The following is a 25,745-nucleotide window of genomic DNA, read 5'->3' on the forward strand; positions in this document are numbered from 1 at the left end:
AGGATCTCGGTCGGGCCGTCGATCAGCTCGTGCACCGACAGGTCGTCCGGGTCCGGCGCCGGTCGTTCTCGCCTCGCCATCACGCCCCCAGCAGACTCTGGCCGCAGACCCGGACGACGTTGCCGCTGACCGCGCCGGAGGCCGGCCACGCCAGCCAGCCGATGGTCTCGGCGACGTCCACCGGCAGCCCGCCCTGGGACATGCTGTTCATCCGCCGGCCGGCCTCGCGCAGCGCCAGCGGGATGCGCGCGGTCAACCGGGTCTCGATGAACCCGGGAGCGACCGCGTTGACGCTGATCTGCCGTTCCCGCAGCGCCGGGGCGAGCGAGTCGACCAGCCCGATCACCCCCGCCTTGCTGGTGGCGTAGTTGGTCTGGCCCCGGTTGCCGGCGATGCCGGCGATCGAGGAGACCGAGACGATCCGGCCGCCGGCCGGGATCAGCTCCCGCGCCAGCAGCACGTCGTTGATCCGCTCCTGGCTGGAGAGGTTGACGTCGATGACGGAGTCCCACCGGTCGGCGTCCATCCGGCCGAGGGTCTTGTCGCGGGTGATGCCGGCGTTGTGCACGACCACGTCGACCCGCCCGTGCCGCCCGGCCAGGTGCTCGGCGAGCCGGGCGGGGGCGTCGGGGGCGGTCAGGTCGAGCTGGACGGCGGTGCCGCCGATCTCGTTGGCGACCGCCGCCAGCTCGTCCCCGGCCGCCGGGATGTCCAGCGCGACCACCCGGGCGCCGTCGCGGGCCAGCACCCGGGCCAGCGCCGCGCCGATGCCCCGGGCCGCCCCGGTGACCAGGACGACCTGCCCGTCCAGCGGGCGGTCCCAGTCGGCCGGCGCCTCGGCCGTGCCGGCGCCGACCCGGACCACCTGCCCGGAGACGTACGCGGACCGGCCGGAGAGCAGGAACCGCAGGGTCGCCTCCACGCCGGTCCAGGTGCCGGCGTCGGGGTTCCTCGTGACGTGGACCAGCTGGGCGGTGACGCCCCGGCCGAACTCCTTGCCGATGCTGCGGGTCAGCCCCTCCAGGGCCCGCTGGGCGGTTGCCTCCCGGGGGGAGCCGCACTCGTCGGGCGGGGTGCCGAGCACGACGACCCGGCCGCTGGGCAGCACCGAGCGGGCGTGCGGGTGGAAGAAGTCGTACAGCTGACGCAGCTCGCCGGAGTCGGTGATCCCGGTGGCGTCGAAGACCAGGGCGGCGTGGCGCTCGTCGGATTCCACGGCGCCGGGATCGCGCAGCTCGACCCCGGCGGCGGTCAGGAGCTCGCCGACCGGCTCGGCGAGCCGGCCGCCGGTCGCGGCGCCCAGCAGGACGGGACCGGGGACGAGGGGGTCGCCGGGAGTGTGTCGGCGCAGTCGCGGCGGGTCGGGCAGCCCGAGGCGCTTGACCAGCGCGCGACCGGCCCCCGATCGGACGAAGCTCGCGTACCTGTCGGTCATAGGCGTAGCCTACTGGTGAGTAGGTTCAGGGCAAGTCTTTCGAGGAGGCGGGATCGTGCAGAGCATCCGGCGGGTGGCGGTCATCGGTGGCAACCGCATCCCCTTCGCGCGGTCCAACTCCCGGTACGCCAGCGCGTCGAACGCCGACATGCTGGGCGCCGCGCTGGACGGGCTCGTCGCCCGGTTCGGCCTGGCCGGCCAGCGGGTCGGCGAGGTGGTGGCCGGCGCGGTGCTCAAGCACGCGAAGGACTTCAACCTGACCCGCGAGGTGGTGCTCGGCTCGAAACTCGACCCGCACACCCCCGCGTACGACATCCAGCAGGCCTGCGGCACCGGGTTGGAGGCGGCCATCCTGGTCGCCAACAAGATCGCCCTCGGACAGATCGACGTCGGCATCGCCGGCGGCGTGGACACCACCTCCGACGCGCCGCTCGCGGTCAACGAGGAGATGCGCCGCGCGCTGCTCAGGCTGAACAGCGCGCGCACCCTCGGCGAGCGGCTGAGGATCGCCGCGAAGCTGCGCCCCACCCAGCCGTTCAAGCCGGAGGTCCCGCGCAACGCGGAGCCGCGTACGGGGCTGTCGATGGGGGAGCACGCCGCCCGCACGGCCCTGCGCTGGCAGGTCGACCGCCAGGCCCAGGACGAGCTGGCCCTGCGCTCGCACCAGCGGCTCGCCGCCGCGTACGACCGGGGGTTCTTCGACGACCTGCTGACCCCCTACCTCGGGCTGACCCGGGATGCGAACCTGCGCCCCGACACCAGCCTGGAGCGGCTCGGCGCGCTGAAGCCGGTCTTCGGTGCGAAGGGGCCCGACGCCGACGCGGCGACCATGACGGCCGGCAACTCGTCGCCGCTGACCGACGGCGCCTCGACGGTGCTGCTGGCCAGCGAGGAGTGGGCCCGCGAGCACCACCTGCCCGTGCTGGCGTGGTTCTCCTGGTCGGAGACCGCCGCCGTCGACTTCGTGCACGGCGACGAGGGCCTGCTGATGGCCCCCGCCTACGCGGTGCCCCGGATGCTGTCCCGGGCCGGCCTGACCCTCCAGGACTTCGACTTCTACGAGATCCACGAGGCGTTCGCCTCGCAGGTGCTGGCCACCCTGACCGCCTGGGAGTCGCCGGAGTTCTGCAAGGACCGGCTGGGGCTGGACGCCCCGCTCGGCACGATCGACCGGGAGAAGCTGAACGTCAACGGCTCGTCGCTGGCCGCCGGGCACCCGTTCGCGGCCACCGGCGGCCGGATCGTGGCGACCCTGGCGAAGCTGCTCGCGGAGAAGGGCAGTGGTCGGGGCCTGATCTCGATCTGCGCGGCGGGCGGGCAGGGCGTGACCGCCATCCTCGAACGCTGAACCCGGCGCAGGCCGAGCCACTTGAGCGTGCCGGCGGGGCGGCCACCGCACGGGCCGGCGGTCGTCTCGGGCCGTCCCGTACGACGTGAAAGACTGAGGTACGTGACGATCCCGAACGTGCTCGCCAACCGGTACGCCTCACCCGAGCTGGTCGCCCTCTGGTCGCCCGAGGAGAAGATCCGGATGGAGCGGCGGCTCTGGCTCGCCGTGCTCCGGGCCCAGCGGGACCTCGGCGTCCCGGTGCCCGACGGCGTGGTGGAGGCGTACGAGCGGGTGCTCGACGACGTCGACCTGGCGTCGATCGCCGAGCGGGAGCGGGTCACCCGGCACGACGTGAAGGCCCGGATCGAGGAGTTCAGCGCGCTCGCCGGGCACGAGCACGTGCACAAGGGGATGACCTCCCGGGACCTCACCGAGAACGTCGAGCAGCTCCAGGTGCGCCGCTCGCTGGAGCTGATCCGCGACCGGGTGGTCGCCACCCTGACCCGGCTGTCCCGGCTCGCCGTCGAGCACTGCGACCTGGTGATGACGGGCCGCTCGCACAACGTCGCGGCGCAGGCCACCACGCTGGGCAAGCGCTTCGCCTCGGCCGCGGAGGAGCTGCTCATCGCGTACGAGCGGCTGGACGACCTGATCAACTGGTACCCGCTGCGCGGCGTCAAGGGCCCGGTGGGCACCGCCGCCGACCAGCTCGACCTCTTCGACGGCGACGCCGAGAAGGTGGCCGAGCTGGAGCGCCGGGTGGCCGGGCACCTCGGCTTCAGCCGGGTGCTCGACAGCGTCGGCCAGGTCTACCCGCGCTCGATCGACCTGGCGGTGCTCTCCGGGCTGGCGCAGATCGCCGCCGCCCCGTCGTCGCTGGCGACCACGATCCGGCTGATGGTCGGCCAGGAACTCGCCACCGAGGGCTTCAAGCCGGGCCAGGTGGGCTCCAGCGCGATGCCGCACAAGATGAACACCCGCTCCAGCGAGCGGGTCAACGGCTTCGCGGTGATCATCCGGGGCTACCTGTCGATGGTCGGCGAGCTGGCCGGCGACCAGTGGAACGAGGGGGACGTCTCCTGCTCGGTGGTCCGCCGGGTCGCCCTGCCGGACGCGTTCTTCGCCGCCGACGGGCTGTTCCAGACCTTCCTCACCGTGCTGGACGAGTTCGGCGCGTACCCGGCGGTCGTCAACCGCGAGCTGGAGCGCTTCCTGCCGTTCCTGGCCACCACGAAGATCCTGGTGGCGGCGGTCCGGCGCGGCGTCGGCCGCGAGGTCGCGCACGAGGTGATCAAGGAGCACGCGGTCGCCGTGGCGCTCGCCATGCGCGAGAAGGGCGCCGCCGAGAACGACCTCTTCGACCGCCTGGCGGCGGACGGCCGGCTGGGCCTGACCCGCGGCGAGATCGACGCGCTGGTCGCCGACCGTACGGCCTTCGTCGGCGTCGCCCCGGCCCAGGTGGAGGCGGTGGTCCGCCGCATCGTCGCGGTCGCCGACGCCCACCCCGAGGCCGCCACCTACACCCCACCCCCCATCCTCTGACCGCCCCGCCCTCCCCGCCCCCCTCAACCCGGTGATCATGAGGTTGGCGGCGGTTTCAGAGATCGACTTCGCCGCCAACCTCATGATCACCGGGGCTCGGGGGTGGGGTGGTCAGTCTCGGGTGGGGGTTTCCGCGGCCGAGCGGAGGTTGGGGGCGCTCGCCGGTTCGGCGATGCCGCCCGGGGACTCGGCGAAGGCCGGGTCGTGCGCGGTCTCGGCGGCGACCAGCGGCTGGTCCGGCGGCATGACGTCGGGCATCTTGGGCGCCACGATCACGGCCGTGCCGTACGCGCAGATCTCCATCCACATCTCGCCGCAGTCGCGGCTGTCGAAGCGCATCCCCACCACGGCGTTCGCCCCGATGCGGCGGGCCTCCTCGCCGAGCCGGGCCACCGAGTCCGTACGCCACCGGGTGAGGTTGTCCGGGGCCATCGGGTCGTACGCGCCACCGCGCAGGTTCTTGACGCCCTCGCGGTACGGGTTGCGCGTCCTGGCCATCGATGACACCACTTCGCCGAGGATCTGGCGGATCTCGTACCCGGGTAGTTGCTCCGTCGTCACGACCAGCACGCCCTCGATGCTGTCAGGGTGCCGGGGCATCCGATCGTCGGCCTTGTTCACCTGGTCGGATGCTGCAAAACGGCGCGGCGCGGACGGCCGGCGCGCTGCCGACCATCCGCGCCCAGCGCGGCGCTAACCGTCAGACACCGGCCGTCTGGGAGATCCAGGCCCGGTTGTACGCGACGCTGCCGTAGTTCTGGATGCTCTGGCCGTCGGCGGTGGAGGCGACGCCGACCTGCGCGCCGTTGTAGAACTGCGGGCCGCCCGAGTCGCCCCGCCAGGCGTTGCCGTTGATCCGCGTGCTGCGGATCGCCTGCCCGCCGTACGCGTCCGTGGCGCTGTTGCTGGTCACCCGGACCGACGCGGTCTTGAGCTGGGTCGAGGCCGAGCACCCGCTGTAGCAGGTCATGCCCCAGCCGTAGATCGAGTTGGTCGAGTTGAGCGGCGGGTTGCTGTTGGCCAGCGTGACGTAGGAGGTGCTCACCGAGCTGGACAGGCGCAGCAGGGCCAGGTCGTACCGGCTGTAGCTGGCGCTGACGGTGCGGGTCTGGCCGCCGGAGGTGCGGTTGACGCTGCCGACCCGGACGGACATCGTGCCGTTGACGCAGTGCCGGGCGGTGAGCACCCACTGCGGCGCGATGATGGTGCCGGAGCAGGTGAACGAGCCGTTGCTGAGTACGGCGGCGGCCCACGGGGCCGACGACACGGTGCCGCCGCCGATGATCGGCTGGGGACCGGCCGGGGCGGCGAGGGCGCCGGAGCTGGCGCCGAGCAGGCCGGCCGCTGCGGTGGCCAGCACCGCGATCATGGATCGGATGCGCATGGGGCTCCTTCGGGGACGGGGCCCGGGTTCACCGGGTCGAGCTGTCGGCCGGCGGGCGGGGATGGCCCACCGGTCGGGCACGTCCGATCGACGTACGACGATGTACGGTAGGGCCCCTGAGATGTCGTTCACAAGAGGTCCATCGGAAGTGATGGATGAGGCGGTATGGTCGAGCGGGTCGGCGGCGGGAGTCCTGCGGCCCGACGGAGCAGGGCGAAACGGGCCGATCGGCAACGGATGCGCATCGGGATCGCAACGAACCCGTATCGGTCTCCGTGGCCCGCGCGGGGATTGCCGGGCACAGCCTGAACGGCGTCCGGCCGGTGCGTCCGAGGCGGTATCTGCCAGGTAGGCTGGCTGCGCTCGCCCGTTGTGGGTCGGCACCCAACTGCGTACACAGTCAGGAGTGCCCAGTGCCTCGCGTCGTCGTCGACGTCATGCTCAAGCCCGAGATCCTCGATCCCCAGGGCCAGGCCGTCGCAAACGCGCTGCCCCGGCTCGGCGTCAGCGACGTCGCCTCGGTTCGGATCGGCAGGCGGATCGAGATCGAATTCACCGGTGAACCGGACCTGGACCGGGCCCGGGAGATCGCCGACAAGCTGCTCGCCAACCCGGTCATCGAGGACTTCACGGTCCGCCTGGCCGAGGCCGACGAGACCGTGGACGCCCGCTCGTGACCGCCCGGGTCGGTGTGGTCACCTTCCCCGGCTCGCTCGACGACGGGGACGCGGCCCGGGCCGTCCGGATCGCGGGCGCCGAACCGGTCCGCCTCTGGCACGGTGACCCGCGGCTGCACGGGGTGGACGCCGTCGTCCTGCCCGGCGGCTTCTCCTACGGCGACTACCTGCGCTGCGGTGCCATCGCCCGGTTCGCGCCGGTGATGGAGACGCTCGTGGACGCGGCCCGGGGCGGGCTGCCCGTGCTCGGCATCTGCAACGGCTTCCAGATCCTCTGCGAGGCCCACCTGCTGCCCGGGGCGCTCACCCGCAACCAGCACCTGCACTTCCGCAACCGCGACCAGGTCCTGCGCATCGAGTCGGCCGGGACCGCGTGGACCAACGCGTTCCAGCCGGGCCAGGAGGTGCTGGTCCCGGTCAAGAACGGCGAGGGCTGCTACGTCGCCGACACGGCGACGCTGGACCAGCTCGAAGCCGAGGGCCGGGTGGTCGCCCGCTACGTCGGCGGCAACCCCAACGGGTCGCAGCGCGACATCGCCGCGATCACGAACCCCGCCGGCAACGTGGTCGGCATCATGCCGCATCCCGAGCACGCGGTGGAGGCGCTCACGGGCCCCTCCCTGGACGGTCTCGGCTTCTTCACCTCGGTGCTCAAGCACCTGGTGGGGGCCCCGGCGTGACCGTGCGCGGCATCATCGGTCGGCTCACCCGCCCGTCGGGCGGACGCGAGCGCAGCGAGGAGAGGTCATGACCACCCATCCGGACGAGGTACGGGATAACCCGGAGGCCTTCCCGGCCGCCCCGGCGCAGCCGGTGGAGCCGCGTCCGGCCGCCGTCGCGCCGCCGGCGGGGCGACCCGGCCCGGCGACCGCCGACTGGGCCGACGGCCTCGACACCGTGCCGCGCGCCGGGGACACCCCCGGTGAGCTCCAGCCGTACGCCGAACTCGGGCTCCGCGACGACGAGTACGAGCGGATCCGGCACATCCTCGACCGGCGGCCCACCCAGGCCGAGCTGGCGATGTACTCGATCATGTGGAGCGAGCACTGCTCCTACAAGTCGAGCAAGGTGCACCTGCGCCAGTTCGGCGAGAAGGCCCCGCCGAGCGACCGGCTGCTCGCGGGCATCGGCGAGAACGCCGGCGTGGTGCAGGTCTCCGACGAGCTGGCGGTGACCTTCAAGGTCGAGTCGCACAACCACCCGAGCTTCGTCGAGCCCTACCAGGGCGCGGCCACCGGCGTCGGCGGCATCGTCCGGGACATCCTCGCCATGGGCGCCCGCCCGGTCGCGGTGATGGACCCGCTGCGCTTCGGCGCCGCCGACCACCCCGACACCGCCCGGGTGCTGCCCGGCGTCGTCGCCGGCGTGGGTGGCTACGGCAACTGCCTGGGCCTGCCGAACATCGGCGGCGAGGTCGTCTTCGACCCCTGCTACCAGGGCAATCCGCTGGTCAACGCGCTCTGCCTCGGCGTGCTGCCGGTCGACCGGCTGCAGAACAAGGCCGCCGCCGGCCCGGGCAACGTCGTCGTGCTGATGGGCGCCAGGACCGGCCGGGACGGCATCGGCGGAGTGTCGGTGCTGGCCAGCGCCACCTTCGACGAGGGCAGCGAGAAGCGCCGCCCGTCGGTGCAGGTCGGCGACCCGTTCATGGAGAAGCTGCTCATCGAGGCGTGCCTGGAGCTCTACGACGCCCGGCTGGTCGTCGGCATCCAGGACCTGGGCGGCGCCGGCCTGACCTGCGCGCTGACCGAGACCGCCGCGGCGGCCGGCACCGGCATGCGGGTCTGGCTGGAGCGCGTGCCGCTGCGCGAGCCCTCGATGGAGCCGCACGAGATCCTGGCCAGCGAGTCCCAGGAGCGGATGCTGCTGGTCGTCGAGCCGGAGAAGCTCGACGCGGTGCTCAAGACCGCCGAGAAGTGGGGCGTCTGGGCCACCGCCATCGGCGAGGTCACCCCGCCGGCGCCGGACGGGCAGCCGGGCCGGCTGCTGATCACCTGGCACGACCAGTTGGTGGTCGACGTGCCGCCGGGTTCGCTGGTCGACGACGGCCCGGTCTACGCCCGCCCGATGCGCGAGCCGGCCGACCTGATCCTGCTGCAGGCCGACCGCGCGGAGACGCTGCCCCGGCCGGCCGACCCGGAGGCGCTGCGCGAGACCGTGCTGCGCATGATCGCCTCGCCCAACCTGGCCGACAAGACCTGGGTCACCGAGCAGTACGACCGCTACGTGCTGGGCAACACCGTGCTCGCCCAGCCGGAGGACTCCGGCGTGATCCGGATCGACGAGCGGACCGGGCTCGGCGTGGCGCTGTCGGTGGACGGCAACGGCCGTTACGCGCGGCTCGACCCCTACCACGGCACGAAGCTCGCGCTGGCGGAGGCGTACCGCAACGTGGCCGTCACCGGCGCGAAGCCGATCGCCGTCACCAACTGCCTCAACTTCGGTTCGCCCGAGGACCCGGGCGTGATGTGGCAGTTCGCCGAGGCCGTCCGCGGCCTGGCGGACGGCTGCGCCGAGCTGGGCATCCCGGTCACCGGCGGCAACGTCAGCTTCTACAACCAGACGGGCGCGGCGCCGATCCACCCGACCCCGGTGGTCGGTGTGCTCGGCGTGCTCGACGACGTGGCCGACCGGGTGCCGATGGGCTTCGTGGCCCGGCCGGGCGGCGAGCACGACCAGATCTTCCTGCTCGGCGAGACGCACGTGGAGCTCTCCGGCTCGGAGTGGGCCTGGGTCACCCACGAGCACCTCGGCGGCGTGCCCCCGCAGGTCGACCTGGCCCACGAGCGGCTCCTGGCGGACCTGCTGGCGGAGGCCGCGCGGGTCGGGCACCTCAGCTCCGCGCACGACCTCTCCGACGGCGGCCTCGCGCAGAGCCTGGTGGAGTCCTGCCTGCGGCGGGGCGTCGGCGCCCGGATCGCGGTGCCGGAGCGGTTCGACGGCGGCTCGATGCCGTTCGTCTACCTGTTCAGCGAGTCCGCCGGGCGGGTCCTGGTGTCGGTGGCGCGCGGCCACGAGAAGGCCTTCGCCGCCCTCTGCGCCGAGCGCGGGGTGCCGTACGAGCTGATCGGTGTCACCGATCCGTCCGGCGGCGCGCTGGAGGTGCACGGCCAGTTCCGCATCGGCCTCGACGAGCTGCGGGCCGCGCACGGCGAGACGCTGCCGCGCCTGTTCGGGGGCGCGGGGGTCGTGGAGGTCCCCGCACCCGCCGCCGGTGTGGCGGGCGCGGTCGAGGCCGTGCCGCTGCCCGTCGCCGAGCCGGCCGAGGTCGCGCCGGTGGACCCGGCGGCCGTCGCGAGCGAGCCGATCGCGTCGGCCGCGCCGGTCCCGCCGACCGGTGCCGTCGAACCGGTGGCCCCGGCCGAGGCGGCGACCCCGACGGGGACCGCCGCGTCCGGCCCGGAGCATCCGGCGGCCGAGGCTGCCGAGCCCGGTGACTCCGAGCCCGGTCTGCGCTGAGGCGGTGGCCGCGTCCGTTTACGTCCAGCCCGGTTCCGGCGCCCGGTTCGACTGGGGGCTGACGGGGGCGGCCGAACTCGGTCGGGTGTGCGCGGTGCTGGTGGTGGTGGACGTGTTGTCGTTCACCACCGCCGTGAACGTCGCGGTCGGGCGCGGCATGCGGGTGCACCCGTTCCCGTGGGGTGAGCAGGCGGCCGACTACGCGCGGCGGGTCGGCGCCGTCGCGGCCGTGGGCCGCCGGCAGACGACCCCGGAGCATCCCTGGTCGCTCTCGCCGGCGGCGCTGAGCACCGCGCCGGTCGTCGCCGACCTGGTGCTGCCCTCGCCGAACGGTTCGGCGATCAGCGCGGCGGCCAGCGCCACCGGGCTGCCGGTGGTCGCGGCCTGCCTGCGCAACGCGCGCGCCGTCGGCCGCTGGCTCACCCACGAGGGGTACGGCTCGACGGACGCGCCGATCGGCGTGATCGCCGCGGGCGAGCGCTGGTCGGACGGCTCGCTGCGCCCATGCGTCGAGGACCAGCTCGGGGCCGCCGGCGTGCTGGACGCCCTGTCGGGCGTGTCCGGCGCCCTCTCCGTGGAGGCGGCCATGGCGCTCGCCGCGCTCGCCAGCACCCCCGACGTCCCGGCCGCGGTCCGCGGCTGCGTGTCGGGCCGCGAACTCATCGAGGGCGGCTTCGCCGAGGACGTGGAGGCCGCCGTACGGGTCGACGTCTCGGACGTGGTCCCGGTGCTGCGGCAGGGCGTCTTCTCCGCCGCCTGACGGTCCTGCCGCGCCCGGCGCTGGACGGGCGGGTGCCGTGCTCCCGCCCGCCGGTCACCCGTCCGTTCCGATCCGGGCGGACCGGCGAGGGCGCCGAGCAGCAACGTCGCCGCCGGGAGCGGCGGCGAGGGCCGCCCGGAGTCCGGACGGCCCTCGCCGTGGTGCTGTGTCGCCGGGGCGTGCCCCGCGCGGATCAGTCGTCGGTCCAGTCCGACCGGCGGCCGCCCCGGTCCTGCGGCGGCGGGCCGTCCGGACGGCCGCGACCGGTCTGCGGGTCGTCGTAGCCGCCCGGCTGGCCGTAGCCACCCTGCCCGGCGTAGCCGCGCTGCTGCGGGGGCTCCTGGCCGTAACCGCCCTGGCCGTAACCACCCTGGTTGTCGTACGAGGTGGGCTGGTCGTAGCCGCCCGGCTGACCGTAGCCACCGCGCTGCTGCGGGGGCTCCTGGCCGTAACCGCCCTGGCCGTAGCCGCCGGTCGGCTGGTCGTAGCCCCCGGTCTGCTCGGCGCCCCGGCCGTATCCCCCGGGCTCGGGCTGGCCGTAGCCCTGGCCCTGCTCGGGCTGGTAGACGCCGGTCGCGTACGGGTCGGCCGGTGCCGGGTACTGCGTGGCGTCGCCGGTGTAGCGGCCGGTCGGCTCGTCGTACCGCTCGCCGTAGCCCCGGCCGCCGCCCGCCGGCGGGTAGCCCGCGGCTCCGGCCACCCCGGCCGCTCCCGTCGGGGCGCCGTAGTCGTTGCCGCCGTAGTCGTTGCCGCCGTAGCCGCCGCCCGAGGCGGGCGCGTTGCCGTAGCCGCCGGCGGATCCGCCGCTGCCGTAGCCGCCTCCGGAGGCGGGCGCGTTGCCGTAACCGGCGCCGCCGTAGCCACCTCCGCCGGCCGGCTCGTCGCCGTAGCCGCCGCCCCAGCCCTGCTGGTTGCCCGCTGCGCCGTAGGGCTGCGGAGGAGCGCCGTAGGGGTCCGGCGGCACGTCGTCGACCACGGGGCGGTGCATCATCGTCGGGGCGTCGCTGAGCGCGGTGCCGCCGACCATCGTCGGATCCGGCGTGGCGCCGACCCGGTTGACGACCCGGGTCTGGTCGTCCGCGCCCCGGAACGCCCCGCGTGCCGCCGGGACCGCGCCGGCCGCGGCGCCGGCCGGTGCGTCGTCGTCGGCCTCGTCGCCGCTGTCCTTGCGCCGCATCCAGAGCAGCACGATGGTGCCGACACCGGCGGCGACGAGCAGGCCGCCGAGCAGGATGATCAGCCAGGAGCCCATGCCGCCGGAGTCCTCGTTGCTGGCGTTGGCCGCCGCGCCCGGGGTCGCCTCGGCGCTCTCCTCGGGGGTCTCCTCGACGGGCTCCTCGGAGGGGGGCGGCTCCTCGCTGGCCGACGGGGTGGCGCTCGGGGTCGTCTCGACCTTGATCTCCAGGGAGAGGCGCTGGCCGGTGACGCTCTGCCCGGCGGACGCGTCGAAGCTCTTGGTGGCGTAGACCTCACCGACGCTGGCGCCGACGGCGAGCCGACCGGGCGCGATCGGCTTCTCGGTGGTGCCGTTGAAGCGGAAGTTGCCGTCGTCGTCGCTGATCGTGTCGCGCTTCTTGCCGGCGCCGTCCTGGAGCATGACCACGGCGTTGGGCACGGCCTTGCCGTTCGCCTTGGCGACCACCTTGCCGGAGACCGACTTGACGGTCTGCACCTGCGCGGGCTCGGTCGGCTGGGCCTTGCCCCGCACGCCGAGCTGGAAGGTGGCGGTGCCGGGGCCGGACTTGTCGCCCTCGGCCGCGACCGTGACGGTGACGTTCGCGTCGCCGGCGTTGTCACCGGCCCGGATCCGCAGCAGCTGGGGCCTCGGCCGGTCGTTGTTGAAGTCGATCGTTCCGCAGCCGCCCGCGCAGCTCACGCCGCCCGGGAGTCCGGCGAGGCTGATCTGGACCTTCTCGTCGCCGTCACGGGGGGTCACCAGGACGGTGACGGCGGCGTCGCTGCCGGCGTTGACGGTGACCGAGCCGGGCGACACGGTGACGTCCGCGGCCAGGGCTGGTGTGGCGGGGGCAGTGAGCAGGGCACCGACAACCAGCGCCACGACCACACCGGCCCGCTGCTTCCAGGCACGTCGGTGTGTTGACACGTCCACCGCCTTCCGGACTGACTTCCCTCGGCGGCGGGTCGCCGGGCCGGGGATCATCACGGTACGAATACGCCGTCGGCAACTATGCCTTGTCTGACCGGATCGGCGCGACCCAGGGCCAGCGTCAGGCGTGGCGTGCTGAGGCCGTATCGTCCCGTCGTGTCCTCTCCGCACATTAAGTCCGCTGCGGTCGCGGCGGCGTTGTCGGCGCTCGACGAGGGGCGTACGCCCGAACGGCCGGTCCTCCGGGAGGCGGTCCGTGCCCTGTTGACCGTCCTGGCGGAGCGCGCCCCCGGCCGATCGGTGGAGGTGCGTGTCCCACCTTACGGCGCAGTTCAGTGTGTTCCCGGTCCCCGACACACCCGCGGCACCCCTGCGAACGTCGTCGAGATGGCCCCCGACACGTGGCTGGCGGTGGCCACCGGGCGGCTCGGCTGGGGCGACGCGATCACCCAGGGTCGCGTACGGGTGAGTGGAATCCGGGCGGACCTCTCCGGGTACCTGCCGCTCTAGCTGCGGCGACAGGCATCGATCGGTGACGTGTCGGAGCCGTATCGTGACTTTCTGTGTCGACGCGGATTCGCGTACACTGTCAGGCGACGACAGTGGTCCCGGCCGAGGAGTGCGGATCCGCCCCCCGCGTGATTCCGCAAGGCCGGTCCAGATCAGCATGAGGGAGCGCAGGTGCCCCGAGGCGACGGCCGGCTGAGCCACGACCTTGATCCCCAACGACCAGGCCCCCAGGACGCGTGCGGCGTCTTCGGCGTCTGGGCGCCCGGGGAGGAGGTCGCCAACCTGACCTACTTCGGGCTCTACGCCCTGCAGCACCGCGGCCAGGAGGCCGCCGGCATCGCGGTCAGCGACGGTTCGGGCGTCGTGGTCTACAAGGACCTCGGCCTGGTCGCCCAGGTCTTCGACGAGCCGACCCTGGCCAGCCTGCGCGGGCACCTGGCGATCGGGCACGCCCGCTACTCCACCACCGGCGGATCGACCTGGGAGAACGCCCAGCCGACCATCCGCTCCACCACGTCCGGCACCACCATCGCGCTGGCCCACAACGGCAACCTGGTCAACACCGCCGAGCTCCAGCGCGAGGTCAGCGAGCGGGGCCTGGTCGCCGACGGGTCCACCAACGACACCTCCCTCGTCACGATGCTGCTGGCCAGCCATCCGGACCTGTCGGTCGAGGCGGCGGCGCTGGAGGTGCTGCCGCGACTGCGCGGCGCGTTCAGTTTCGTGTTCATGGACGAGTCGACCCTCTACGCGGCCCGCGACCCGCACGGCGTGCGCCCGCTGGTGCTGGGGCGGCTGGAGCGCGGCTGGGTGGTGGCCAGCGAGACCGCCGCGCTGGACATCGTCGGCGCGAGCGTGGTCCGCGAGGTCGAGCCCGGCGAGCTGATCGCGATCGACGAGGACGGTCTGCGTTCCAGCCGGTTCGCCGCCCCGGAGCCGAAGGGCTGCCTCTTCGAATACGTCTACATCGCCCGCCCGGACGCCACCATCGCCGGGCGCAACGTGCACTCCGCGCGGGTGCAGATCGGCCGTCAGCTCGCCAAGGAGCACCCGGTCGAGGCCGACCTGGTCATCCCGGTGCCCGAGTCGGGCACCCCGGCCGCGATCGGCTACGCCGAGGAGTCCGGCATCACCTACGGCGCCGGCCTGATGAAGAACCCGTACGTCGGGCGCACCTTCATCCAGCCGTCGCAGACGCTGCGCCAGCTCGGCATCCGGCTGAAGCTCAACCCGCTCCGGGAGAACGTGCGGGGCAAGCGGCTGGTCGTGGTCGACGACTCGATCGTGCGCGGCAACACCCAGCGGGCGATCGTGCGGATGTTGCGCGAGGCCGGCGCGCTGGAGGTGCACGTACGCATCTCCTCGCCGCCGGTGAGCTGGCCGTGCTTCTACGGCATCGACTTCGCCACCCGGGCGGAGCTGCTGGCCAACGGGCTGGACAACGACGGCATCCGGCGTTCCATCGGCGCGGACACGCTCGGCTACGTGTCGCTCGCGGGTCTGATCGCCGCCACCGAGCAGCCGAAGACCCGGCTGTGCCGCGCGTGCTTCGACGGGGAATACCCGATCGAGCTCCCCGCCGGCAACCTGATCGGCAAGCACGTGCTCGAAGGGGTCAGCCGGCGGGTCGCCGCGCAGGCGTCCGCAACTCCGGAGCACACCGCCCCGCTCGTCGCCACTCCGGGCGGCGTGAGCACACATCGCCCGTAGCACCACCCGGCGCGGCCCGGCCACCGTCGGCGCGGCGCCAGAACCAAAGGGGAGAACCGTGACGCACGTGTCCGAGCGCAGCGGCGCAGGAAGCAGCCCGACCGGCGCCAACGGCGACCGCCAGCCCTGGACGGCCGGCAACGGCCGCCCGGCGCGCAAACGCTCGGTCTCGTACGCGGACGCCGGGGTCTCGATCGAGGCGGGCGACCGCGCGGTCGAGCTGCTGAAGTCGAAGGTGAGGCAGACCCGGCGCCCCGAGGTGATGGGCGACCTGGGTGGCTTCGCCGGGCTGTTCCGGCTGGACACGAAGAAGTACAAGAACCCGATCCTGGCCTCCTCCACCGACGGCGTCGGCACCAAGCTGGTGATCGCGCAGCAGATGGACATCCACGACACGGTCGGCATCGACCTGGTCGCGATGGTCGTCGACGACCTGGTGGCCTGCGGCGCCGAGCCGCTCTTCCTGCTCGACTACATCGCCACCGGCGAGGTCGTGCCGGACAAGGTCGCCGAGATCGGCGCCGGCATCGCCGACGGCTGCCGCTACGCCGGCTGCGCCCTGCTGGGCGGAGAGACCGCCGAGCACCCGGGCGTGCTGCGTCCGGACGAGTACGACGTCTCCGCCACCGGTGTCGGCGTGGTCGAGGAGAGCGACATCCTCAGCCCGGACCGGGTCGAGGTGGGCGACGTGGTCATCGCGATGCGCTCCTCCGGCCTGCACTCCAACGGCTACTCCCTGGTGCGGCACGTGCTGCTGGGCGCCGGCCGGATGCGGCTGGACGTGGTGATCGACGACTTCGGTCGGCAGCGGACCCTCGGCGAGGAGCTGCTCACCCCGACGAAGATCTACGCGCAGGACTGCCTCAAGCTGATCGCCGAGGCCGAGGTGCGCTCCATCGCCCACGTCACCGGCGGCGGCATCCCCGGCAACCTGGTCCGGGTGCTCCCCGAGCACGTCGACGCGGTGGTCAACCGGTCCACCTGGAAGCCGCAGCCGATCTTCGACCTGATCCAGTCCAAGGGACGGATCGAGGACCCGGAGATGGAGGCGACCTTCAACATGGGCGTCGGCATGTTCGCGATCGTCTCCGCCGAGGACGCGGACCGCGCGCTGGCCACCCTGACGGGCCGGGGCGTCGAGGCGTGGCAGGCCGGCGAGATCATCGAGGGCTCCGGCAACGTGCAGATGGTCGGCCAGCACACCCGGGGTTGATCAACTCGCGGTGATCGTACGGGCACCTGATCAGGGCTTCACCCGAGTGGCCGTCGCCGCCTAGCCTGAAGGGCACCCTCAAGGCTGTCGGGGCCGCCCGTCCGGGCTCCCCGGCCGCTCTTCAGGCGCTGAGGAGGGCAATGACTGCTCGGGGACGGTCATTCAGCGGGATGCGCGGGCTGTCCGCCGTCCCCTCGTACGTGGTCATGCAGCCCACCACCCTCTGCAACCTGGACTGCGCCTACTGCTACCTGCCGTTGCGCGCGGCCGACCGGCGGATGCCGGTGGCGGTGGCCGAGGCGGTCGCCGAGTCGGTCGGTCCCTGGGCGGCGGCGGGCCGATTCTCGGTGGTGTGGCACGGCGGGGAGCCGCTGGCGGCCGGCCGGGAACATCTCGCCGCGCTGATCGCGCCCTTCGGGCCCGACGTCGAGCACCACGTCCAGACCAACGCCACGCTGATCGACGACGCCTGGTGCGCGTTCTTCGTCGAGCACGGGATGCGGGTGAGCGTGAGCGTGGACGGCCCGCGCGAACGCAACGGCGACCGGGTCACCCGGGGCGGCGGGCCCGCGTACGACCGGATCCTGCGTGGGGTGTCGGCGCTGCGCCGGCACGGCCTGCCGTTCTCGGCGCTGGCGGTGGTGGGTCGTCCCGAGCCGGGCCTGGCGACGGAGCTGTACGACTACTTCCTCGACCTCGGCTGCGACGTGCTCGGGGTCAACATCGAGGAGACCGAGGGGGTCAACCTCCGCGACAACTCCCACGACGCGCGGCTGGTGACCGCCTTCTGGGCGGAGCTGGTGGCGGCCTGGCGCCGGGAGCCCCGGATCCACCTGCGCGAGGTCGAGTGGTCGCTGCGGTACGCCGCCGCGGTGCTGGACGGCAGCGCCGACGAGGTGCTTCCGCGTCGGTTGGACCCGATCCCGACCGTCGGCCACGACGGCTCGGTGATCGTGCTCTCGCCCGAGCTGGCCGGTTTCACCGACGCCCGGTACGGCGACTTCAGCAGCGGCAACGTCCTGACCACCCCGCTGGCCGAGATCCTCGCCCACGCGGACCGGACGCCCTGGGTCGGCGAGTTCCTCGCCGGCGTCGAGGCGTGCCGATCGTCCTGCCCCTACTTCGGGTTCTGCGGCGGCGGCCACGCGGCCAACCGCTACTTCGAGCTGGGGCGCTTCGACGGTACGCAGACCGCGCACTGCCGCAACAGCAAGATCCACTTACTGGAGGGAGTGTTGGAGCATGCCCGAGACCACCAGTCACCGGCAGCCTGACCGGAGGGCGGACGCCCCGGAGGTCGCCGACCGGGTGCGGGAAGCCGCACCGGGACTCACCGCGCTCCTGCACGAGGCCGAGGCCGCGCGACGGCTGCGGGCCGAGGTGGCGGGCGGCGACGGCGCGAGCGCCGTCTGCGCCTGGAACCACTTCGAGAACATCCCGACGTTCTACAACTGGAACAACCGTCCCCGCTGAGACGGACCGTGATCAGGGACCTGCCGGTCGGCCGGAGGGCACTCCGGAACGGGCAGGTCCCTGATCGTCGGTCTTGGCGCCGCTTCGATGGGCACATGCGTGAGCACGCGGGCGATCACCGCGTGCTCAGCTGCTGCCGGAGGTCAGCGGGGCGGACGTACCCAGGGATCCGGGTCTTCGTCCGCGTGATCCTCATCATCGTCGTCGACATACTCTTTGTAGTCGTCGTCGAAGTTGTGCTCAGACTTACCAGCACCTGCCAGTTCGCGCTGCAAGGCGGTGAGGTCGGTGTTCGGGGAGTGGTACTTCAACTCCCGCGCCACCTTCGTCTGCTTGGCCTTAGCACGGCCGCGCCCCATGGCTCGACCCCCTCGCACAGAATGCGGGGCAGCCCGAAGGCGGGCCCCGATGACGTCAGGCATCTCTCGTGGCTCTTACGGTACATGGGGATGCCAACGTTCGGCACCTCGGGTTACCGTCGACCGACACCGCGCGTCGCGGTCATCCGGACGTCACCGAGTGTACCCGGTAAGGAGCGGCGCTGGGAGCGCCCGTGACACCGGTCAGATCGCTGCGAAACCAGCTTAACCGGACGGGTCGCCCGGCGGGCCGGGGGCGGAACCGGACGCTCCGCCCCCGGGGCGCTCAGCGCAGGTGGATCGTGCGCAGTCGGCCGACGTCGGCCATCCGCCGCTCCGCCAGCCGGTCCGCCGCCACCGCCGGCGGCACACCCTCGGCGTCCGCCAGTCGGAGGATCTCCCGGGTGGTGTCGTAGATCCGGGTGGCACGCAGCTTCGCCCGCTCGAAGTTGAAGCCGTCGATCTCGTCCGCCACCTGGATCACGCCACCGGCGTTCACGACGTAGTCCGGGGCGTAGAGGATGCCGCGGTCGGCGAGGAGCTTCTCGATGCCGGAGTGGGCGAGCTGGTTGTTGGCCGCGCCCGCGACCACCTTGGCGCGCAGCACCGGCACCGTGTCGTCGTTGAGCGCCCCGCCGAGCGCGCACGGGGCGTAGACGTCGATGTCGGCGGCGACCAGCGCGGCGGCGTCGTCGACCAGCGTGACCTGCGGGTGGGTGGCGCGCGCCCACTCCAGGGCCTTCGGGTTGACGTCCGTCGCCACGACCTCGGCGCCGTCGTCGATCAGGTGGCCGACCAGGTACTTGCCGACCTTGCCCAGGCCGGCGACGCCGACCCGCCGCCCGGCGAGGGTCGGGACGCCCCAGACGTGCTCGGCCGTGGCCCGCATGCCCTGGAACACGCCCCAGGCGGTGAGGATCGAGGAGTCGCCCGCGCCGCCGTGCTCGACGCTGCGGCCGGTGACGTACGAGGTCTCACGCGCGATCACGTCCATGTCGGCGACGTAGGTGCCGACGTCGCAGGCGGTGTAGTAGCGCCCGGCGAGGGACTCCACGAAGCGGCCGTACGCGCGCAGCAGCGCCTCGCTCTTGATCCGCTCGGGGTCACCCCAGATGACCGCCTTGCCGCCGCCCAGGTCCAGCCCGGCCAGCGCGTTCTTGTAGGCCATGCCCCGGGAGAGGTCCAGCACGTCGGCGAGGGCTTCGGACTCGCTGGCGTACGGGTAGAACCGGGTCCCACCGAGCGCGGGGCCGAGCGCGGTGGAGTAGATGCCGATGATCGCCTTGAGGCCGCTCTTCTTGTCCTGGCAGAACACGACCTGTTCGTGACCGCTGGACCCCGGGTCTTCGGTGGTGGCGAATACGCCCATGACTCGCTCCTGGTGTGGGGGATGCGTCCTTGTGGAACGCGGACCGGTGGACCGCCGGCGGGATGCTGCCGGTGCCGCTGAGCCTAGTATCGGCCGACGCCGTCCGGCCGCCCATGGCGTGCGTGATCGTGCCGCGACGCCGGCCGGGTTCCAATTCGTGGGAGGATCGCGCCGTGCCGTCGCTCTTCGCTTCATACCTGCGCGTGTACGAGCCGCTGACCGCCTTCGACCGGGACCGCCAGTCGTACTGGCGGCGCTACGTCGAGCAGGGGCGGGCGGTGGCGCCGGTGGAGGGGCCGGGCCGACAACGGACGTCGGTGCTGGAGGCGCTCGGCGCCGGCTGGACCCGGCTGCCCGACCTGCCGGACGAGGCGTACGTCCTGGAGACCGACGAGACCCTGCTGGTCTGCCCGTGGAACCTGCGTATCCGGGTGGCCGAGGCCGCGCTGAGCGCGCGCGAGGGGGTGCCGCCGGTGTTGGCCGACGCCTTCGTCCCGCCGGTGCTGGCAGGTCAGGCCAAGGCGGTGGTGGAGGACTGGCGCAGCGGCGCCCGGGTGCTGGAGCACGGCGTGCCGCGGGTGCACGAGCAGATCGCCACGTGGGGTGTGCCGCTGCGGTGGTTCGTGCTCTTCGACCCGCAGGAGCGGCACCACGTGACCCACCCCGGCCGGCGAGCGCTGCGCTATCGCACGGAGATCTCCAAGGCGCGGCGTCGCTCGTCGCGCGCCCTGTCGGTGCTGCGCAAGTCGATCGGTGACGCGCCGATCACGGAGGCGGTCGAGGAGGCCGCCCGCTGGCTGGAGGAGTTCCACCCCCGGTCGATGGTGGAGCTGGACTACGGCGGCCTGGTCGAGCTGCTGTCGGACGAGACGCTGGCCGCCGACGACTCACCCGAGCTGGTGGCGACCGGGCTGGCCGGACTGTCCCGGGGCGAGGCCGAGGAGGCCTCGGAGGCGTACGACAGGCTGGTCGCGCGCTGGCGGGCGGTCCAGTTGCTGGAACGGTGCAACTGAGACGAAACCGCCCAGGGAGCGCTCCCAAATCGAGGCGAGTTCGTAGTCGACGCATCACGATGCGTGATCATGAGTCCGAATAAGGTGGTTTCTGCCGTGTAAAAGTCGCATAAATCGGGCATGGTTCATCCGTCCGTCTAGGGACGTTCGGCCGTTCGGCCCATGTCGGACATCGGGGACTAGCCGGACCATGGGAGACGCGTCGGCCGGCGGGACCCCGGCCGATGTCTATACATGTGGAGGAGTGACCGATGGCATCGCGAACGCACGAACCAGAGCCGCTACTCACACCGGCCGAGGTGGCGTCGATGTTCCGTGTCGACCCGAAGACGGTGACCCGGTGGGCCAAGGCGGGCAAGCTCAGCGCCATCCGCACCCTGGGGGGCCACCGTCGGTACCGGGAGTCGGAGGTCAGGGCACTGCTGCAGGGGCAGATCCCCCAGCAGCGCCAGGGGGACTGACCGACCGGGAGTTTGAAGAGGTGTGAACGGAGGGCGGCGGACATGGTCCGCCGCCCTCCGTCGTGTCCGGACCCCGCCCCGCGTACGCGACGGCGGGCGCGGATCAGGCGCCGGCCGGCGGCCGGTCCGCGAGGACGACCCGGATGCCGACCGTGCCGCTCCCGCCGCGACGCAGGCGGCTGCCCAGCAGACTGAGCCGGCCGATCATCCGGTACTTCTGCTTGATCAGCTCACGTACCCGTCGGGTGCCGGCCGCGTCGCAGAGCGTCGCGTGGGCCGCGACCGCCTCACCGTGCGGGCGGCCCCGGACATCGCACGGCGCCACCGTGGCGTCGCCGCTGCGCCTGATCCGCTTCACCTTGCCGGCGTCCGCGGCCGACCACACCCAGAGCGCGTCACCGTCGCGCACCGCCCACACCGGGGTCGGCACCGCCCGACCGTCCTTGCGAAATGTCGTGAGCAGGATGTATTTCTCCGCGCCGAGGCGGTCCAGGGTGGTCACCCCGCCAGGATACGACCGGTGCGGCTGACTGACCGGCCGGATAGCGTGAAGCCGTGACGGCACAGCCACGCATCGGTGACGTGTTCGGAGAGATGCTGCGCGACGCGTACGCCGTGGCCACCGGGATCGGCCCCCGGCCGCTGGCCGGCGGGCGGCTGCCGCGACCGGTCATCGAGATCATCGAGCGGGACGACGGGCTCATCAACGGCGCGCCCGCCGCGCACTACCTCGACGGGCCGGCGGACTGGCAGCCGTACGACCACCGGGCCGTGGACCGGGTCCGGGGCACGACCCTGGACGTCGGCGTGGGGGCGGGCCGGATCGCGCTGCTGCTGCAGGAACGGGGCGTGCCCGTCACCGGGCTGGACACCTCGGCCGGGGCGCTGGCCGTCTGCCGCCACCGGGGCGTACGCGACCTGGTGCACGGCACGGTCGACGCGCACGTCGCCGACGGCCGCCGCTACGACACGTTCCTGCTGCTCGGCAACAACGTGGGTCTGCTGGAGGGGCGGGAACGGGCACCGGCCCTGCTGGCCGCGCTCGCCGCGCTGGCCCGGCCGGGAGCACAGGTCATCGCCCAGGGCACCGACCCGTACGGCACCCGTGACCCGGTGCACACGGGCTACCACGAGCGCAACCGGCGCCGGGGACGCCTCGGCGGGCAGCTCCGGCTGCGGCTGCGCTACCGGGAGCTGGGCACCGAGTGGTTCGACTACCTGGTCTGCGCTCCGGACGAGCTCGCCGAACTGGTCCGGGGCAGCGGCTGGCGACTGACCGACGTGGACGACCGGGACGCGCCGTACTACCTGGCCACCCTGCGCCTCGCCGGCTGACGTCCGGGCTCCGGCGGCAGGCCGTCGCCGGCGCCGGATTCCCGCCGGTCGCGGGAACCCGGGCGCGGGCGTCAGACCTGGACGGTCGGGGGGAGCTGCTCGGGCGGCAAGCCGCCGTCGCCGTCGACCACCTCGTCCGGGGTGCCGTCCTCGTCGAGGTCGACCATCGTGATGTCCACCTTGCCGTCCCCGTCGGTGTCGAACTGGAACAGGTCGGGCTTGCCGTCCCCGTCGGTGTCGACCACCCAGACGTCGGTGCGGCCGTCGTTGTTGGTGTCGGCGCGCAGCAGGTCGACCCGCTCGTCCCCGCGGGTCTCCACGGTCTCCGCCGCGTCGGTGGCGTGCGCGGTCTCCGGTGCCTGGCTCATCTGGCCCGTCCTTCCCTCGGTTGGCTGCCGTGGTACCCGATCCGCCGCGCCCCCACGCATGCCGTGGAGATCGCCGCTGCATAGGGTCGGCCCATGAGCGAGTGGAGCGGGCGGCGGGGCACGGGTCGACCCCGTCCCGTCACCGGAGACAGGGAGGCGTCATGAGCGACCGCTTTGTCGTGGTCGGGGCCGGCACGATGGGGCTCGGCATCGCGTACGTGGCGGCCGGGGCCGGCCACGCCGTCGAGCTGGTCGAGGTCGACCGGGCCCGGGGCGCGGCGGCCCTCGACCGGCTCGGGGAGCTGTGGGACAGGGCGGTGGCGCGCGGCAAGCTCGACGCCGACCGGGCCGCGACGAACCGGGGACGGGTGACGCTGCGGGCGGGGCTCGCCGAGGTCGCCGAGGAGCCGGCCGTGGTGGTCGAGGCCGTACCGGAGCGGCCGGACCTGAAGCGGGCGGTGCTGCGCGAGGCCGAGACGCTGCGGCCGGCGCTGCTGGGCAGCAACACCTCCAGCATCCCGATCGCCGCGCTGGCCGAGGGGCTGGCGAGGCCGGAACGCTTCCTCGGGCTGCACTTCTTCAACCCGGTCTGGGCGATGGCCCTGCTCGAGGTCGTCGTCGGCCCGGCCACCGCGGCGGAGACCACCGCCGAGGCGGTCGCGCTCGCCGGCCGGCTGGGCAAGGACCCCGTCGTCGTACGCGACATGCCCGGCTTCGCCACCTCTCGGCTCGGGGTCACCCTCGGGCTGGAGGCGATCCGGATGGTCGCCGACGGGGTGGCCAGCCCGGCCGACATCGACAAGGCGATGGTGCTCGGCTACCGGCACCCGGTCGGCCCGCTGGAGCTGACCGACATCGTCGGGCTGGACGTGCGGCTGGACATCGCGCGCACCCTCCAGGCCGCGTACGGGGACCGGTTCGCCCCGCCGCCGCTGCTGGAGGAGATGGTGGCCGCCGGCCGCCTGGGCAAGAAGTCCGGTGAGGGCTTCTACCGCTGGGAAGGCGGCGTGCGCTCGTGAGCGGAAGAAGCGAGCTCGCGAGCCCCACCGCCACGAACGGAAGGGGCGCCGCGTGAGCGGGCTGCGGATCGAGGAGCACCCGGACCGGCTGGTGGTGACGCTCGACCGGCCGGAGAAGCGCAACGCCATCGACGCCGACCTGATCGCCGAGCTGCACCAGGTCTGCGCGGACCTGGAGGCGCGGCCCCGCCTGCTGCTGCTCACCGGCGGCACCGAGGGGATCTTCGCCGGTGGGGCGGACATCGGGCAGCTGCGGGAGCGGGGTCGGCTGGACGCCCTCGCGGCGATCAACTCGGCGGCCTTCGCCCGGATCCGGGCGCTGCCGATGCCGACCGTGGCGGCCGTGGACGGGCCCGCGCTGGGCGGGGGCGCCGAGCTGGCGTACGCCTGCGATCTGCGGGTCTGCACGGCACGGGCGGTGTTCGGCCAGCCGGAGGTCCGGTTGGGCATTCTGGCCGGTGCGGGCGCGACCCACCGGCTGCCGGCGCTCATCGGGGAGGCCCGGGCCAAGGAGCTGCTCTTCACCGGTCGGCGGGTGGACGCCGAGGAGGCGCTGCGGATCGGGCTGGTCAACCGGGTGGTGGCCGAGCCCGGCGAGCTGCTGCCTGCGGCGCAGGGGCTGCTCGACGAGATGGCGAAGGGGTCGGCGCTGGCGCTGCGGCTGACCAAGCTGGCGGTCGACGCGCCGGCCGCCGCGCACCCGCACCTCGACCTCGTCAGCCAGGCGGTGCTCTTCGAGGACGAGGAGAAGCACCGGCGGATGACGGAGTTCCTGGAGCGTCGACGCCCCCGCTGAGGCCCCGGACGACGACGGGCGCACCGGTCACCGGTGCGGCCGTCCCTGTCCGGCGGGGGGGGGCTCAGTGCCCGATCTGCACCCCGGCGTCCGCCAGCGCCCGGATCACCTGCGCGGACTCGGCGAAGCCGATGATCAGCACGGCCTCCGCGCCGAAGTCCTTGATCTCCTTCGCGCCCGCGACGAAGTCGATCGGGTTCGCCTTGGCGTCCTCCGGCGGGTCGTAGGTCAGCAGCTTGAGCCGGTCGCCGCCGACGCCGGCCCGCTCCAGCTCGGCCCGGACGGTGCCCTGCAGGCCCTCGCCGTAGGAGTCCTTACGGGCGACGATGGCGATCTTCTGCGGGCCGTCGCGGAGGATCACGTCGGCCAGCGCCCGGCCCTGGAGGCTGTCCGGCGGGGCGGTGCGGAAGTAGAGGCCGTTGTCCTCCAGCTCCGTGAGGCTGGCGTCGGTGTTCGACGGGGCGAACAGCACCTTGCCGGCCCGAACCACGTCGGGCAGCACCGCGCGGGAGATGCCGGAGGCGCCGGCGCCGATGATGACGTGGACGTTGCGCGCGACGTGCCGGGCCACGGTGGCCTTGGCGACCGCCGGGTTGGTGCCGTCGTCGCCGTCGATCCAGACCACCGGCTCGCCGAGCACCCCGCCCCCCGCGTTGATCTCCTTGATCGCCAGCTTGGTGCCGGCGGAGATCGGCGGGTACGCGATGGCCAGGTCACCGGACTGCGGCAGCAGGCCGCCCATGACCAGCGGCGAGCCGTCGCTGCGGTCGGTGCGCCCGCCGCGCTGCTTCTTCGCCCTCGGCGGGGTCTTGGTGCTCGCCGCCGACTCGTCCCCGGCCCCGACGAACTCCGTCTTGCCGTCGTTGAGCCGCTGGCCGTCGAAGTGCAGCGTGCCGTAGCTCGCGGTGGAGGGCTCGCCGGCGTCGGTGAAGCCGGCCCGGGTCAGCGAGACGCTGCGGTACTCCACGTCCTGACCCGCGCGGGCCAGGGCCAGGCAGTCGGCCACCCGCTCGCAGCGCTGCCCGCCGTTGGTGACCCCGACGATCTGCTTCGCGATGGCGGCCGGATCCGTCGTGCCCGCGAGCTGTGCGGCGATGGCGCTGATCACCACCGCGTCGTACGCCTCGGCGGAGTAGAGGAAGTCGCCCAGCTTCGCATCGATGGACCGGAGCCGGTTCTTGAAGTCCTCGGGCAGGGGCGTCAGCGGCGTGGTGCCCTTCATGCCGTCGACCAGGCTGGCGCGATCCTTCAGCTCGGCAGGATACGAGTTCAGCATGTTGCCGTCGGTGCCGTAGAGGCGCACCTGATGGGTGACCGCCTCCTTGGGCTCTTCGGTCCCGCAGGCGCTCGTGGCGAGCAGGAACGTCGCGCAGGCAGCCAGGATGGCCGCCCGCGAGGCGCGTGACTTGAACATGGTCGTCCTTC

24 protein-coding genes and 1 pseudogene are annotated in these 25,745 nt (G+C 73.2%); 16 read left to right on the forward strand and 9 right to left on the reverse strand.

Annotation, left to right across the window (positions count from 1 at the left end):
• Positions 1–79: 79 nt before the first annotated feature.
• Complete coding sequence (locus V6U77_RS03020; protein ID WP_334604582.1) at positions 80–1,435, reverse strand: 3-oxoacyl-ACP reductase; 1,356 nt, start codon at positions 1,433–1,435, stop codon at positions 80–82.
• Positions 1,436–1,490: 55 nt separating this feature from the next.
• Here V6U77_RS03020 and V6U77_RS03025 point away from each other — a divergent pair, with 55 nt between their 5' ends.
• Together V6U77_RS03025 and purB are read left to right on the forward strand one after the other, a co-directional pair.
• Complete coding sequence (locus tag V6U77_RS03025; RefSeq protein ID WP_334604583.1) at positions 1,491–2,783, forward strand: acetyl-CoA C-acetyltransferase; 1,293 nt, start codon at positions 1,491–1,493, stop codon at positions 2,781–2,783.
• A 102-nt stretch (positions 2,784–2,885) separates the two neighbouring features.
• Positions 2,886–4,307, forward strand: a complete 1,422-nt coding sequence (gene purB / locus V6U77_RS03030; protein ID WP_334604584.1) for an adenylosuccinate lyase — start codon at positions 2,886–2,888, stop codon at positions 4,305–4,307.
• 111 nt (positions 4,308–4,418) lie between these two features.
• Here the strand turns inward: purB and V6U77_RS03035 are convergent, their stop codons facing one another.
• Both V6U77_RS03035 and V6U77_RS03040 read right to left on the reverse strand, forming a co-directional pair.
• A complete protein-coding gene (locus V6U77_RS03035; protein WP_334604586.1) occupies positions 4,419–4,928 on the reverse strand; it encodes a YbjQ family protein in 510 nt (169 codons plus the stop codon).
• 79 nt (positions 4,929–5,007) lie between these two features.
• Positions 5,008–5,691, reverse strand: a complete 684-nt coding sequence (locus tag V6U77_RS03040; protein ID WP_334604587.1) for a S1 family peptidase — start codon at positions 5,689–5,691, stop codon at positions 5,008–5,010.
• Positions 5,692–6,104: 413 nt separating this feature from the next.
• Between V6U77_RS03040 and purS the strand changes: the two genes are divergently transcribed.
• The 4 genes from purS (at position 6,105) to V6U77_RS03060 (ending at position 10,587) form a co-directional block, all read left to right on the forward strand.
• The gene (purS, locus tag V6U77_RS03045) at positions 6,105–6,368 is read left to right on the forward strand and encodes a phosphoribosylformylglycinamidine synthase subunit PurS (RefSeq protein WP_210838778.1); all 264 of its coding nucleotides are present in this window, start codon (positions 6,105–6,107) and stop codon (positions 6,366–6,368) included.
• Positions 6,365–7,048: a phosphoribosylformylglycinamidine synthase subunit PurQ gene (gene purQ, locus V6U77_RS03050; protein ID WP_334604588.1), complete on the forward strand. Its 684-nt coding sequence runs from the start codon at positions 6,365–6,367 to the stop codon at positions 7,046–7,048. The genes purS and purQ overlap by 4 nt, the downstream gene beginning before the upstream one ends.
• Positions 7,049–7,115: 67 nt before the next feature.
• Positions 7,116–9,827: a phosphoribosylformylglycinamidine synthase subunit PurL gene (gene purL, locus V6U77_RS03055; protein ID WP_334604589.1), complete on the forward strand. Its 2,712-nt coding sequence runs from the start codon at positions 7,116–7,118 to the stop codon at positions 9,825–9,827.
• 4 nt (positions 9,828–9,831) lie between these two features.
• Positions 9,832–10,587, forward strand: coding sequence for a 2-phosphosulfolactate phosphatase (locus V6U77_RS03060; protein WP_334604590.1), 756 nt, complete (start codon positions 9,832–9,834; stop codon positions 10,585–10,587).
• A 193-nt stretch (positions 10,588–10,780) separates the two neighbouring features.
• Here V6U77_RS03060 and V6U77_RS03065 read toward each other — a convergent pair.
• Positions 10,781–12,738: pseudogene (locus V6U77_RS03065) on the reverse strand (carboxypeptidase-like regulatory domain-containing protein); the annotation flags it as partial.
• A 112-nt stretch (positions 12,739–12,850) separates the two neighbouring features.
• Here V6U77_RS03065 and V6U77_RS03070 point away from each other — a divergent pair.
• The 5 genes from V6U77_RS03070 (at position 12,851) to amcA (ending at position 17,600) form a co-directional block, all read left to right on the forward strand.
• Positions 12,851–13,204: a sterol carrier family protein gene (locus V6U77_RS03070; RefSeq protein ID WP_334604592.1), complete on the forward strand. Its 354-nt coding sequence runs from the start codon at positions 12,851–12,853 to the stop codon at positions 13,202–13,204.
• A 171-nt stretch (positions 13,205–13,375) separates the two neighbouring features.
• Positions 13,376–14,914: an amidophosphoribosyltransferase gene (gene purF, locus V6U77_RS03075; RefSeq protein WP_334604593.1), complete on the forward strand. Its 1,539-nt coding sequence runs from the start codon at positions 13,376–13,378 to the stop codon at positions 14,912–14,914.
• 58 nt (positions 14,915–14,972) lie between these two features.
• Positions 14,973–16,127, forward strand: coding sequence for a phosphoribosylformylglycinamidine cyclo-ligase (purM, locus tag V6U77_RS03080; RefSeq protein ID WP_334604595.1), 1,155 nt, complete (start codon positions 14,973–14,975; stop codon positions 16,125–16,127).
• Positions 16,128–16,297: 170 nt separating this feature from the next.
• Positions 16,298–17,401 (forward strand): cyclophane-forming radical SAM peptide maturase AmcB, encoded by a 1,104-nt coding sequence (amcB, locus tag V6U77_RS03085; RefSeq protein WP_334604739.1) that lies wholly within the window; start codon positions 16,298–16,300, stop codon positions 17,399–17,401.
• On the forward strand, positions 17,370–17,600 hold the full coding sequence (gene amcA / locus V6U77_RS03090) for a multiple cyclophane-containing RiPP AmcA (protein WP_334604596.1): 231 nt from the start codon (positions 17,370–17,372) through the stop codon (positions 17,598–17,600). Before amcB ends, amcA begins: the two co-directional genes overlap by 32 nt.
• A gap of 143 nt (positions 17,601–17,743) precedes the next feature.
• On the opposite strand, the gene V6U77_RS03095 is transcribed toward amcA, so the two are convergent.
• Together V6U77_RS03095 and V6U77_RS03100 are read right to left on the reverse strand one after the other, a co-directional pair.
• On the reverse strand, positions 17,744–17,959 hold the full coding sequence (locus tag V6U77_RS03095) for a DUF3073 domain-containing protein (RefSeq protein WP_089002617.1): 216 nt from the start codon (positions 17,957–17,959) through the stop codon (positions 17,744–17,746).
• Positions 17,960–18,245: 286 nt separating this feature from the next.
• Positions 18,246–19,328: a Glu/Leu/Phe/Val family dehydrogenase gene (locus V6U77_RS03100; RefSeq protein WP_334604598.1), complete on the reverse strand. Its 1,083-nt coding sequence runs from the start codon at positions 19,326–19,328 to the stop codon at positions 18,246–18,248.
• 173 nt (positions 19,329–19,501) lie between these two features.
• On the opposite strand from V6U77_RS03100, the gene V6U77_RS03105 reads away from it, so the two are divergent.
• Positions 19,502–20,341: a hypothetical protein gene (locus tag V6U77_RS03105; RefSeq protein WP_334604599.1), complete on the forward strand. Its 840-nt coding sequence runs from the start codon at positions 19,502–19,504 to the stop codon at positions 20,339–20,341.
• Positions 20,342–20,592: 251 nt separating this feature from the next.
• On the forward strand, positions 20,593–20,802 hold the full coding sequence (locus V6U77_RS03110) for a BldC family transcriptional regulator (protein ID WP_007073996.1): 210 nt from the start codon (positions 20,593–20,595) through the stop codon (positions 20,800–20,802).
• Positions 20,803–20,905: 103 nt separating this feature from the next.
• Here V6U77_RS03110 and V6U77_RS03115 read toward each other — a convergent pair whose 3' ends face one another.
• On the reverse strand, positions 20,906–21,304 hold the full coding sequence (locus tag V6U77_RS03115; RefSeq protein ID WP_334604600.1) for a PPOX class F420-dependent oxidoreductase: 399 nt from the start codon (positions 21,302–21,304) through the stop codon (positions 20,906–20,908).
• 53 nt (positions 21,305–21,357) lie between these two features.
• Here V6U77_RS03115 and V6U77_RS03120 point away from each other — a divergent pair, with 53 nt between their 5' ends.
• A complete protein-coding gene (locus tag V6U77_RS03120) occupies positions 21,358–22,137 on the forward strand; it encodes a class I SAM-dependent methyltransferase (protein WP_334604601.1) in 780 nt (259 codons plus the stop codon).
• Between the two features lie 71 nt (positions 22,138–22,208).
• Here V6U77_RS03120 and V6U77_RS03125 read toward each other — a convergent pair whose 3' ends face one another.
• A complete protein-coding gene (locus V6U77_RS03125; RefSeq protein WP_334604602.1) occupies positions 22,209–22,505 on the reverse strand; it encodes a hypothetical protein in 297 nt (98 codons plus the stop codon).
• Positions 22,506–22,666: 161 nt separating this feature from the next.
• Here V6U77_RS03125 and V6U77_RS03130 point away from each other — a divergent pair, with 161 nt between their 5' ends.
• Complete coding sequence (locus V6U77_RS03130; RefSeq protein WP_334604603.1) at positions 22,667–23,524, forward strand: 3-hydroxyacyl-CoA dehydrogenase family protein; 858 nt, start codon at positions 22,667–22,669, stop codon at positions 23,522–23,524.
• 52 nt (positions 23,525–23,576) lie between these two features.
• Positions 23,577–24,320, forward strand: a complete 744-nt coding sequence (locus V6U77_RS03135) for an enoyl-CoA hydratase/isomerase family protein (protein WP_334604604.1) — start codon at positions 23,577–23,579, stop codon at positions 24,318–24,320.
• A 64-nt stretch (positions 24,321–24,384) separates the two neighbouring features.
• Here V6U77_RS03135 and V6U77_RS03140 read toward each other — a convergent pair whose 3' ends face one another.
• Positions 24,385–25,734 carry an ABC transporter substrate-binding protein gene (locus V6U77_RS03140; protein ID WP_334604605.1) on the reverse strand — a complete coding sequence of 450 codons (1,350 nt, stop codon included), beginning with the start codon at positions 25,732–25,734 and terminating at the stop codon, positions 24,385–24,387.
• Between the last annotated feature and the right edge of the window lie 11 nt (positions 25,735–25,745).

This window comes from Micromonospora sp. CPCC 205546, assembly GCF_036902715.1.
In the GTDB taxonomy this organism is placed as follows: domain Bacteria; phylum Actinomycetota; class Actinomycetes; order Mycobacteriales; family Micromonosporaceae; genus Micromonospora.

What these genes read in the sequence shown, in the direction of transcription:
- V6U77_RS03020 (WP_334604582.1), bottom strand. Translation starts at nt 1,435, where the DNA reads ATGACCGACAGGTACGCGAGCTTCGTCCGATCGGGGGCCGGTCGCGCG.
- V6U77_RS03040 (WP_334604587.1), bottom strand. Translation starts at nt 5,691, where the DNA reads ATGCGCATCCGATCCATGATCGCGGTGCTGGCCACCGCAGCGGCCGGC.
- purL (WP_334604589.1), top strand. Translation starts at nt 7,116, where the DNA reads ATGACCACCCATCCGGACGAGGTACGGGATAACCCGGAGGCCTTCCCG.
- amcB (WP_334604739.1), top strand. Translation starts at nt 16,298, where the DNA reads ATGCGCGGGCTGTCCGCCGTCCCCTCGTACGTGGTCATGCAGCCCACC.
- amcA (WP_334604596.1), top strand. Translation starts at nt 17,370, where the DNA reads ATGCCCGAGACCACCAGTCACCGGCAGCCTGACCGGAGGGCGGACGCC.
- V6U77_RS03095 (WP_089002617.1), bottom strand. Translation starts at nt 17,959, where the DNA reads ATGGGGCGCGGCCGTGCTAAGGCCAAGCAGACGAAGGTGGCGCGGGAG.
- V6U77_RS03100 (WP_334604598.1), bottom strand. Translation starts at nt 19,328, where the DNA reads ATGGGCGTATTCGCCACCACCGAAGACCCGGGGTCCAGCGGTCACGAA.
- V6U77_RS03110 (WP_007073996.1), top strand. Translation starts at nt 20,593, where the DNA reads ATGGCATCGCGAACGCACGAACCAGAGCCGCTACTCACACCGGCCGAG.
- V6U77_RS03125 (WP_334604602.1), bottom strand. Translation starts at nt 22,505, where the DNA reads ATGAGCCAGGCACCGGAGACCGCGCACGCCACCGACGCGGCGGAGACC.
- V6U77_RS03130 (WP_334604603.1), top strand. Translation starts at nt 22,667, where the DNA reads ATGAGCGACCGCTTTGTCGTGGTCGGGGCCGGCACGATGGGGCTCGGC.
- V6U77_RS03140 (WP_334604605.1), bottom strand. Translation starts at nt 25,734, where the DNA reads ATGTTCAAGTCACGCGCCTCGCGGGCGGCCATCCTGGCTGCCTGCGCG.